This is a genomic window from Tenacibaculum tangerinum (genome assembly GCF_029853675.1).
Classification (GTDB): domain Bacteria; phylum Bacteroidota; class Bacteroidia; order Flavobacteriales; family Flavobacteriaceae; genus Polaribacter; species Polaribacter tangerinum_A.
Map to the genome: position 1 here is coordinate 1,647,243 of NZ_CP122539.1, position 12,201 is coordinate 1,659,443.

Below are 12,201 nucleotides of genomic sequence, written 5' to 3' on the forward strand. Positions count from 1 at the left end.
TTTAATTAATTTGCTCGTATAATAATCAATCGCTTTTTTATTTCATAGTTACCCCCATGCAAAAAATATTTATCGCAACAGCATTCTTAATACTATCTTACTCAAATAATGAATTAGATTCATTATCACTGCAGCTAGACAAAGAAATACAAAAAAAAGAATTCTACGACAACCAAAAAGAAAGAAGAATACAATCTCTTATTGAAAAGAGTAATAAGGCCAAAAACCTAGAAAAAAAATATGATATTAATAATGAAGTATTTAAAGAATATCAGTTTTACAGCTTTAATAAAGCACTTAAGTATCTTGAAAATAATATCCAAATTGCCCAACAGTTAAAAAACATAACATACCTAAATGAATCTAAACTCAAACTAGGTTTGTTACTTGTAAATACTGGTAGATATAAAGAATCTATCGATGCATTGAATGAGATAGATAGGAGTACGCTACCAACCCCATTATTAAATGATTATTACATTGCTTATAACGAAGGATATTCTGGGCTTGCCTACAATACTGCTGTTAATAGTAGTAAGTCTAATTATACACAACTGTATTTAGCTTATCAAGACTCTCTTTATTCTCGACTCAAATCAGATTCTGAAGAATCTCTAAGGATAAAAGAAAAAGAGTTTAGAGATAACCGAAACCTTAAAATGGCATTACATATAAACGACCAACGCTTATCAAAAGTAAAAGAAGGGTCTAGATTATTTTCTCTAATTACCTTTGAAAGGTCTTTACTATATGAACTTGAAGGCACTATTTTAGAACAAAAAAAATATTTAATTTTGTCTGCCATATCAGATATTAAAGCGTCAGTTAAAGACAATGCCTCTTTAGGCACACTTGCCAAAGTACTGTTTACCGAAGGAGATATAGATCGTGCTCATCGATACATTAATTTTTCTTATGATGATGCAGAGTTTTTTAATTCTAAATTACGTTTTATTAATATTGCCAATAGCATGCCTTTGATTACAAAGACCTATGAAGAAAAAACAACCAAACAAAAGGAAAGACTTCAAAAACTATTAGTATTCATTAGTGTACTGAGTATCTTTTTGTTAACTGCCGTGTATTTTATATATAGACAGGTAAAAAAAGTTTCACAAGCTCGAAACGAGTTAAAATTAGCTAATGAAAATTTAAGAAAACTATACAAGGAACTCTCGGAGGTAGACAAAGTTAAAGAACACTACATAGGTTCGTTCATAAACCTATACTCAGAGTACATATCAAAATTAGACGTTTATAGAAAACTAGTTAGTAAGCATGTAAATGCTAACCAAATGAATGCCTTACTAAAACTTTCTAAATCTAAACAGTTTATCGATGAAGAACTAGAAATTTTTAACAAAAACTTCGATACTTCTTTTTTACACATTCACCCTAACTTTATTGATTCTGTTAATGAACTGTTAGAAGAAGATAAAAAAATAGAATTAGAAGATAAAACAAAACTAAATACCGAGCTACGAATTTTAGCCTTGATAAAATTAGGAATTACAAGCAGCTCAAAAATTGCAAAAATCTTACGTTACTCTGTTAACACAATTTACAACTATCGTGCTTCGATAAAAAACATGGCAAAAGACAAATCTACTTTTGAGGATTTAATAAAAAACATACAATAAAAGTGATATAATCTTTTTTTTCTTTTTTTAACTTTTTTTCGACAAAAAAACACCTCTTTTTTTTACAAAACAACAATAAAAATCCACTTTTGATATTATTTTTATAAAAATTAAACAACTTAAAATCATAAAGTTAACACCAAAAAGTTATTAAAACCATCCACTTATTGCTTAACTTCTATTGTTAAGAGAACATTAACAAAGTAACTTGTGATGACTAAATGATTAACTTAAATTTTAAGAATATATGATACTACTTAAGCGGTTACTTATTGCAATTTTAATTCTATTTTCAAGTCAAATAGCAATTGCACAAACAAGTGTTTCTGGACAAGTTGTCGATAATTACGGTATTCCATTCCCCGGAGTAACAGTTATAATTAAAGGTACAATTATAGGAGCAAGCACTGACTCAGATGGTAATTATTCTATTAACGAAGGAATAACCAAAAATTCAATTCTTTCCTTTAGCTTTCTAGGCTTTAAAAGCCAAGAAATACCTATTAATGGACAATCCATAATCAACGTACAGATGGAAGAGGATTTCGATACTCTTAAAGAAATTGTTGTAGTAGGATATGGTTCTCAGCAAAAAAAGGATATTACAGGATCTGTTGCCAGTATTGATACGAAATATTTCGAATCTCGACCTAATGTTCAAGTAGGAGACCTATTACAAGGACAAACTGCTGGTGTACAGTTACTTTCCAATTCTGGGAAACCTTCATCAGGATTTAGTTTAAGAATTAGAGGTACTAGTTCTATTAACGCAGGTAACGAACCTCTATACGTAGTGGATGGTGTACCTACAGACGATACAAGATCAATCAATCCTAGCGATATTGACAAAATATCTGTATTGAAAGATGCAGCTTCAGCAGCCATTTATGGTACACAGGCAGCAAATGGTGTAATATTAATTACCACCAAAAGAGGAACCACAGCCAAGCCAAAGGTAACATTAGACTTTTACACCGGTGTTTCTCAAGTATGGAAAACCCTTCCTGTATTAAATGGTGAGCAATATAGGGATTTGATGACAGAAATGGGTTTATCTACTGATTGGGAAAACTACACAGCGCGCACAGACTGGCAGAAGGAAATTTTTCAAAATGGTATCTCACAAAACCTTCAAGCCTCTGTTTCTGGGAAAACTGAAGATACCAACTATTTCTTATCGGTAGGACACTTTTTTCAAGAAGGTGCTGTTAGAAGTGCCGAAATGGAACGAACCAACTTTAAAATTAATATTGACCAAGATATAAATGACTGGCTTAAAGTAGGTACCCGAATTGCTTATACCGATTATCGCGATGTCGATGTAAATGACAATAATAGCGTCAACCAAGGTGGTGTGATTTTAGGTGCGTTATCCACTCCTTCTATCATTGGTGTTTATAACGAAGAAGGCATGTTTGCTAGTAATCCGTTTCAAAACTGGGAAAACCCATTAGCAAGTACAGATGGTTTGAAAAGGGAGTATAACAGCAGACGCTTGTTAGGTAATATATACCTCGAGGCGAAGTTTTGGGATGGATTTAAATACCGCTTAAATTACGGTGTAGATAATAGTAGTGGTGTATATGACTCTTTTCTTGATCCTTATAGAACTGGATACGGTGTTGCTATAGGAGGAGAAGGAATTAATAACACCGATAGAAAATCGTTCTACATCATAGATAACACGTTGAGTTTTAACAAAATATTTAATAAACATTCTGTTGAAGCTCTAGTAGGTTCTATAGCTCAAAAGTTTAAATATGAAAATAGCAATGTGGTAACTCGAAATTATGCTGGCGATGCTGTTATAACACCGAATGCTGGTTCTGAAATTTTTTCTGCATCTGCTTGGAAATCTGAAAGTACAAATGCTTCTTTTATCAGTAGAATTAATTATAGCTATGATGATAAGTACTTGTTGACTGCAAATTTTAGAGCTGACGGTTCAAGTGTTTTTGGCCCTGGGAAACGTTGGGGTTATTTCCCATCACTATCTGTTGGATGGCGTATTTCAAAAGAAAATTTTATAAGTGATGACTCTTTTATCAGCGATTTAAAAATTAGAGCTGGATGGGGTATCGTTGGAAATGATAAAATAGGAGGTTATGGTTATCTAGGAAGAGTAGGTAGTGGCTCAAACTACCCTATTGGAGGAAGTCCACAACCTGGCACCTATCCTATTTCCATAGAAAATCGAAAGTTAAAATGGGAAGAAACTGAACAAAGAAATATTGGTCTAGATTTATCTTTATTCAACAGTAGAGTTAGCTTAACAGCCGATGCCTATATCAAAGAAACAAGAGACCTACTTCTAAGAGCCCCACTACCAACTGCCACAGGATTTGATAATGCTATTCAAAACATCGGTAATGTTGAAAACAGAGGATTTGAATTCAATTTAAATACAGTAAATGTAAGATCTGAAAACTTTTCATGGACTTCTGGATTCAATATTACATTTAATCGAAATAAGGCATTAAACTTACTCGGTCGAGAAATATTATTAGGTCCTATAGCAGGAGGAAGAGGAGAAGCTTCTATAGCAAGAGAGGGAGAGCCGTTGGGTTCGATTTATGGCTATGTTTTCGGTGGAGTAGACCCAACCACAGGAGATGCTTACTACATCGATAGAAATGGTGATCCTACCTTTACCCCTTCTGAAGATGACAGAACTATTATTGGCGATGCCAATCCAGATTTTTTCTACGGATTTACAAACGCATTCAATTATAAAGGTTTTGGTTTGTTTGTTTTTCTTCAAGGAACACAAGGTAATGATATGTTAAATGCCACACGTATTGAAACTGAGGGTATGATTGACCCGAAAAACCAGTCGATAGCGGTATTGGACAGATGGAGACAACCTGGTGATATTACAGATATTCCAAGAGCTAGTTTTGGTAACAGTGATAATTCAAGGGTATCAACACGATTTATTGAAGACGGTTCTTATCTACGATTCAAGACCATTACTTTAAGCTATGATTTACCTCAAAATGTCTTAGAACAGCTAGGTCTTTCATCTTTAAAAATATACGGAACTGGAGAAAATATTTTCACCTTTACCAATTATTCTGGATTCGATCCAGAGGTAAGTGCTTTTGGCGGAAGTAGCACCGAAGCAAGCAATGTAGCACAAGGAGTAGATTTTGGAACCTATCCACAAACTAGAAATTTAATCTTTGGTGTAAACCTAACATTCTAAAAAAATATCATATATGAAACCATATAAAATTTTAATTACTCTTTTTATTTCAGTCACTATATTTTCATGTGATGATTATTTGGATCTGAGCCCTATTTCTGAGGAAACTAGTGGGAATGCCTATGAAACTGGAAGGCAGATAGAAGCGGCATTAGTAGGTGCATATGAGTCTTTTCAATCTTCTGAATATTATGTTTGGGATAATTTATTATTTCAAGATGTAAGATCAGACAATTGCTATGCGGGTGGTGATAATCCCGAAATTTTTCAGCTAGATTATTTAGACATCGCACCTACTCATTCGCGACTATTTAAGCATTGGTCGAACATTTACAATGCCATTGCTAAGGCCAATTTAGTTATAGAAAGGGTAGATCAAGTTGACGACCCAAACCTATCACAAGAACGCAGAAAACAAATCAAAGGAGAAGCGTTATTCTTACGTTCATATCATTATTTTACGCTAGTAAAATTATGGGGTGGTGTTCCATTAATTACCAGTACTTTAAAATCACTAGAAGCTGAAGACACTAATATTCCTCGTTCAAGCACTGAGGAAGTGTATGCGCAAATAACGTCAGATTTAGCTTTAGCAGCATCTCTATTACCCGATGTTTACGGTAATGATGCCAGTGTAAACAAGGCAAGAGCCACTTCTGGTGCTGCTCATGCATTAGCCGCCAAAGCTTACGCACAACAACCTAACCCAGATTATCAAGCAGTACTAGATCATATTGAAGCTGTTGAAAGTAGCGCAGCAAACTATCAACTTGTTGATTTTAATGAACTTTTCAGTGGCAACAACGAAAACAATGCTGAATCTATTATAGAAGTTCAATACCTAGGAGGAAACGAAGGAAATTATGGACCTCAACTGTTATTACCACCATCAATTAGTGGTGATTCATGGAGAAAATTTGTGACTCCGTCTGTTGATTTAGTAAATGCTTTCGACAGCGAAGGAGATACTGTTAGAAAAAATGCTGCTATCTTATTCGAATCAGTAGATTGGGTAGATGAGTTTTGGGGAAATGCGCAAAATACAAGCATTCCTTTTAGCTACAAGTGGAAAAATGCTGGCGGTTTTGCTAGTGCAGACAACACCTATCTTATTAGATACGGAGACATTGTTTTACTAAAAGCAGAAGCATATAATGAGCTAAACCAATTACAAAATGCTATTACTGAAGTAAATCGTATAAGAACAAGAGTAGAATTGCCAAATTTAACAAACGAACAAAGCATTTCTAAAGAGGTAATGCGAGAAACTATCCTTAAAGAACGTAGATTAGAGTTATTCCTAGAAGGACAACGATGGGACGATTTAGCTAGATACAATGTATTAGTCTCTACTATGAATAACTTAGTAGAAATAGACTTAAGAACAAATACTACTGTGAATTATAATATGACTGAAGCAAAAAAATTATTACCGATACCGCAACAGGAATTAGATAGAAACCCAGCATTAGTTCAAAATCCATTATAAAAAACAACTGATTATGACAACAAAAAATTTATATATAACAAAAATTGTAGCATTCTTTTTGTTGGTGTTAGTATCTTGTCAACAAGACGACAATTTACAACCCGAAGGAGAATGGGAGTTAAGTACACCAGCAGTCTTAACCCCTAGTTCTGGAGCTAAAATAACATTAGATGAAAATACTCCTAGTGAAACAGTTATGTTTAGCTGGGAAGCAGCAGAATCATCAGTGGGATATGGAGTAACCTACGAGGTATTAATGGACGAGCAGGGAGGTAACTTTACTGACCCTATTTTTGTCTCAAAATCTTCAGATAATGGTAACGATACGTCATTTACTATTACTTATGAAGAACTCAATAAAACTTTGGCATACAATGGCTATCCTGCAAACTCTGAAATTACTTTAGCCTTTGCTGTAAAAGCAAATAGCCTGAGTAAATCTAGCATGGATACTGGTGAACTAAAAATTGTAACTTTTACCAACCCTCTTATGCCAGAATCGCTATACATTTCTGGTACAGCAACAGAAGATAATGGAGATCTTTCTCAAGCAATAGAATTACAACGTCTTACCAGTAGCGATGGTACTTCTTTATCGAATAAATATGAAATTTATACTAGTTTAAAAGCTGGTGAAAGCTATAAATTTTACAACGAACGCTCTTTACCTGCATTACAATACGGTGGAAGTGAAGGAAATATTGAATTTTTCGGAAACGAAATAGTTGCAGAAGATTCTGGACAATACCGAATCACTGTAGATTTAGATAACAATACATACGAACTCCTTCACATAGAAAAATGGAGTATGGTAGGACAGCCTATTAATGGAGGCTGGGGAGGTGACGAACCTTTAGAATATCAAGGAGATGGAATATGGAAAGCCTCTATAAATTTATTTGAAACTGGTGGTTTTGTATTCAGAGCTAATGGAGATTGGGGATATTTACTAAAGCGTGTTGTTGGTACTCCAAACACACTTGTAATGGAAAGAGATGCTTCAAGTCAAGGACTTTCATTTGAAGATATACCTAATGATTTAACAGGTACCTATATAGTAACCTTAGACCTTTCTCCAGGTAACTATAACTATACCTTTGAGCGAGACGGTTCAGTTGCCGCTCCTATCGATACACCATCTCAATTATTTTTACTTGAAAATGGAACTATGATTGAAGAGTTTACGGTAGATGGTAACGTATTTAGTTCAAACAAATTCATCCCATTACAATCAAATAATACCTATACACTTAATAGTGCTTCTGACGGTTCTGGTACATCGTACTCTGTAGAAGGATTACTAGCAAGCAGTGATTCTCCAGATGACAATAAGGTTTCAGATGTATTAACTCTTGTTGAAAACAATAACACTTTTACGGTAGTTTCAGACAGAGCTATTCGCTTTAGCATAGATTTTAGTGCTCCGTCGTTAACTTGGACCTATTATAACTTTAGATTATTCCACTGGGATCAAGCTAACGAAAAGTGGGATGATAGACAAGAATTCTTAATGACCTACTCACACCCTAATACCTATACCGTTACTGCAGATCTTAGTGCAGATTATGACAGTAAATTTATTAGTCCTTGGGATTATGATTTAGGAAGTGATGCACCGTCTGCATTAGCTGGGAATTTAATTAAATCTGGTGGATCTAATATAGTTAACATAACCAATAGTGGTACCTATACTGTAACTATGATACTGAATGATGATTACGAAACTGGTACTTACGAATTTAAACAATAAATAAAGTGTTCAAAATAAAAGAAACATTTATATTATTTTCCCTAATTTTTACATTACAGGCCTGCGGGGGTAAGGAAGATGAAGTTACTCCTCCTCCCCCACCGCCGCCTGTGGTGGAAGCTAATGTAGATTTTTATCTTACGACACCCGATCAAGTTAATTTATTGAAAAAAACAACTGTCGGTGTTTCTTCAGATACGAATACAAATTTTACCATCAATGTTTCAGAAGGTACTACCTACCAAGAAATGGATGGTTTTGGCTACACGCTTACCGGAGGAAGTGCTATGTTGATTAACAATATGTCTTCTTCAGCAAGAGCAAGTTTACTACAAGAACTTTTTGGATCTGCAGAAAGCAGTATTGGTGTAAGCTATTTAAGAATTAGTATCGGTGCTTCAGATTTAGATGTAAAAACATTCAGCTACAATGATTTACCGAGTGGACAAACAGACGAAAATTTAAACAACTTTTCTTTAAATCAAGACAAGATTAATTTGATACCTGTACTAAAAGAAATTTTAGCAATAAACCCAGATATAAAAATATTAGCAACACCTTGGTCTGCTCCAACTTGGATGAAAACAAATAATAATACTGTGGGTGGGCAACTTCTAGAAAAGTACTATGGCACCTATGCTAATTATTTTGTGAAATACATTCGAGGTATGGCTAGTGAAGGAATTTCAATAGATGCTATCACAGTTCAGAATGAGCCTGAAAACCCATACAACAACCCAAGTATGGTAATGAATGCTGAACAACAAAAAGTATTTATTAGAGATTATCTAGGCCCCTTATTTTCTACTGAAAATATTTCAACTAAAATTATTCTTTTTGATCATAATCTAGACAATCCAGATTATCCTATTTCTATTATGGATGATGCTGTGGCAAAAAGTTTTGTTGATGGTTCTGCATTTCATCTGTACGCAGGAGAAATCAGTACGCTTTCATCAGTAAAAAATGCCCATCCAGATAAAAATGTGTATTTCACAGAACAATGGATGCAAGCACCAGGAAACTTTTATGGCGACATGCCTTGGCATATTAGAGAACTTACTGTTGGTGCCACACGTAACTGGAGTAAAACAGTACTAGAATGGAATTTGGCTTCCGACCCTAATAGCGGCCCACATACGAATGGAGGCTGTGAAGAGTGTTTAGGAGCCATTACTATAGATGGTAATAACGTTGTTCGAAACCCTGCTTATTATACGGTAGCTCATTCATCAAAGTTTGTTCCCCCAGGTTCAGTAAGAATACAATCTAATTATTCATCTGAATTTCCTAATGTAGCTTATAAAACCCCTGATGATAAAATCGTTGTAATTGTACTCAACGATTCAGATGTGCAAAAAGCTTTGAATATCAATGTACGATCAGAACCTGTAAGTGTAACTATGCCTAGTCGCGGAGTTGCAACCTTTGTTTGGTAAGCATACTTATTATAGCTCTTAATACGAGAGAAGTTACTTAAAAAGTAGGTTACTCTTGCTCATGCTTGCTACTCTATTTTTAGAAAAAAAACATAACTAAATTTTAAGATGAAAAAACTTATAACTCTATTAATTATTATTTTCCTTAATCAAACCATGACACCTCAAACGGTTAGTTCATGGTTAACGTTAGGTGATGAATCTCAAAAATTAACTCAGCAGTCAGATGTGTCTTTTGTAAACGATGATGGTTTAGGAACGAATGTTATAGACCTTAATCCTAATAATACTTACCAATCATTAGATGGGTTTGGATTTATGTTAACACAAGGTAGTGCAGAGGTGTTAATGAGTTTAAACTCAACCGTTAGAACCAATTTATTAAAAGAACTTTACGACCCATCAAACAACGCTGTTTCTATTGTTAGAATTAGTATAGGGGCATCAGATCTAAGCAATTCTGTATATACTTACAATGATACTCCTGGTGATGTGAACATGACAAACTTCTCTCTTGCAGGACCAGATCAAACTTATTTGATTCCTGTACTCAAAGAGATTTTAAGTATCAACCCGAATATCAAAATTTTAGCCACTCCATGGACAGCACCTATTTGGATGAAAACAAATCCTACTTGGATAGGTGACCGACTCGATACACAATATTATGCTGCTTATGCATTATATTTCATTAAATATTTGGATGCCATGAAGGCACAAGGTATTGATATTTGGGCTATTACTCCCCAAAACGAACCATTAAACACCAATAATGAACCAAGTATGTTTATGAGTGAAAATGAACAAATCAACCTAATTAACAACCATTTGGGGCCCGCCATTGTAAACGCTGGTTATAATACCAAGATTATCGCTTACGATCATAACTGTGACAACCCAAGATATCCTACTAAAGTATTAAATAGTAGCCCTTATGTTGATGGTGCTGCCTTTCACCTTTATGATAGAAGAGCACAAATATCAGCTATGTCACAAGTAAAAGAAGACACTGGAAAAAATGTATATTTTACAGAACAATATACTGGTGCAAACGGAAGTTTTGGAGGAGACTTAAATTGGCATCTAAAGAATGTTGTTATTGGTTCAACACGTAACTGGTCGAAAACAGTAATAGAATGGAACTTGGCAACAGATACAGAATATGGTCCGAGAACCCCAGGAGGCTGTGATGACTGCCTAGGTGCTATTACCGTTGGTAATGACGGTGTAAGCTTTACAAGAAATGTATCATATTACATCATTAGTCATATCAGCAAGTTTGTACAACCTAATGCTGAAAGAATAGAATCTAATATTACCGATATACAAAATGTAGCTTTCTTAAACCCAGACAATACTATTTCTCTAATAACCTTAAATGACTCGGGAGGATCTTCAAGTTTTAGAGTAAGGATAGGAGGTAAATCATTTAGTTATACACTTCCAAATGGAGCTGTTGCAAGTTTTAAATGGTCTATTGATGGTACACCAGTTGGAAACAACGCACCATTAGTAGCACTAACTTCACCTTCAAACGGTGCCTCATTCACACCATCTTCTGATATTTTATTGTCAGCTGATGCTAGTGATTCTGATGGGTCTGTAACTCAAGTTAATTTTTACGAGGGAACAACTTTATTAGGATCAGACACCACTAGTCCTTACTCTTATACTTGGAGTAATGTTGCTCAGGGTAATTACACTATTACAGCAGAAGCTGTTGATAATGAAGGAGCTACAACTGTTAGCAATCCAATAAGTATTAGTGTACAAGATGCAACAAGTAATAACCCACCTACCGTAGCGCTAACATCGCCTACTAACGGATCCTCATTTGTAGCAGGATCAAATATTAATGTAACTGCAGATGCTAGTGATTCCGACGGAACTATTACGCAAGTTAATTTTTATAGTGGAACTAACCTATTAGGTTCAGATACTACAAGCCCTTATAGTTTTACATGGAATAATGTATCAGAAGGAAACTACACCCTTACTGCAGAAGCCATTGATAATAATGGTGCTACAACCGTAAGCAATTCAGCAAGTATCACTGTACAAAATACTACGGGACAAGGTCCTGCAATGTATGTGTCAAATGTTACTTTAGGAACTAGCAACGGTAAAAATAAAAAAGGAACCGCTCAAGTACTTGTGCTAGATGAAAATGGTAATACTGTTTCATCAGCCACTGTTACGGGTACTTTTTCAGGAGATTATTCTCAAACCGTAACAGGTAATACTGGTCCTGGTGGTATTGTTAATTTTTCAACTAGTAGTACAACTGGAGACCCTATTTCATTTACTTTCTGTGTAGATAATATTACGCATCAATCTTTAACATACAACTCATCGTTAAATACCATAACCTGTAATTCGTATAGTTCTGTATCTGGTAAAGCAGCAAGTCAAGACACAATACTAACGGATACAACGTATTCAATTTATAAAAACTCTAGAAATGAACTAATTCTAAAATCTCCTTTTAAAGATAGTGTAGAGGTTAACATTTTTTCAATCCTTGGTAAAAAAGTTAAAACCTTAAATTATGATAAAGGAATTGGAGAGTTCATCGTTAATACAACTGGTTTAAGTAATGGTATTTACATTGTAAACATTAATAGTGACAGAGAGGTTGTTTCTAAAAAAGTTTTGATTAATAATTAATAGTTTCCTTT

The 12,201-nt window shown here is 34.5% G+C and carries 6 protein-coding genes; all 6 read left to right on the forward strand.

The window, feature by feature from the left end:
* Window positions 1-56 precede the first annotated feature (56 nt).
* The 6 genes from P8625_RS07235 to P8625_RS07260 all read left to right on the forward strand — a co-directional run bounded on the left by P8625_RS07235 (window position 57) and on the right by P8625_RS07260 (window position 12,190).
* On the forward strand, window positions 57-1,640 hold the full coding sequence (locus P8625_RS07235; protein ID WP_279652786.1) for a DUF6377 domain-containing protein: 1,584 nt from the start codon (window positions 57-59) through the stop codon (window positions 1,638-1,640).
* Window positions 1,641-1,887: 247 nt separating this feature from the next.
* Window positions 1,888-4,845 (forward strand): SusC/RagA family TonB-linked outer membrane protein, encoded by a 2,958-nt coding sequence (locus P8625_RS07240; RefSeq protein WP_279652787.1) that lies wholly within the window; start codon window positions 1,888-1,890, stop codon window positions 4,843-4,845.
* A 13-nt stretch (window positions 4,846-4,858) separates the two neighbouring features.
* Window positions 4,859-6,334: a RagB/SusD family nutrient uptake outer membrane protein gene (locus P8625_RS07245; RefSeq protein WP_279652788.1), complete on the forward strand. Its 1,476-nt coding sequence runs from the start codon at window positions 4,859-4,861 to the stop codon at window positions 6,332-6,334.
* 13 nt (window positions 6,335-6,347) lie between these two features.
* A complete protein-coding gene (locus P8625_RS07250; protein WP_279652789.1) occupies window positions 6,348-8,084 on the forward strand; it encodes a SusE domain-containing protein in 1,737 nt (578 codons plus the stop codon).
* 5 nt (window positions 8,085-8,089) lie between these two features.
* Window positions 8,090-9,523, forward strand: a complete 1,434-nt coding sequence (locus P8625_RS07255; protein ID WP_279652790.1) for a glycoside hydrolase family 30 protein — start codon at window positions 8,090-8,092, stop codon at window positions 9,521-9,523.
* Between the two features lie 108 nt (window positions 9,524-9,631).
* Window positions 9,632-12,190: an Ig-like domain-containing protein gene (locus P8625_RS07260; protein ID WP_279652791.1), complete on the forward strand. Its 2,559-nt coding sequence runs from the start codon at window positions 9,632-9,634 to the stop codon at window positions 12,188-12,190.
* Window positions 12,191-12,201 lie beyond the last annotated feature (11 nt).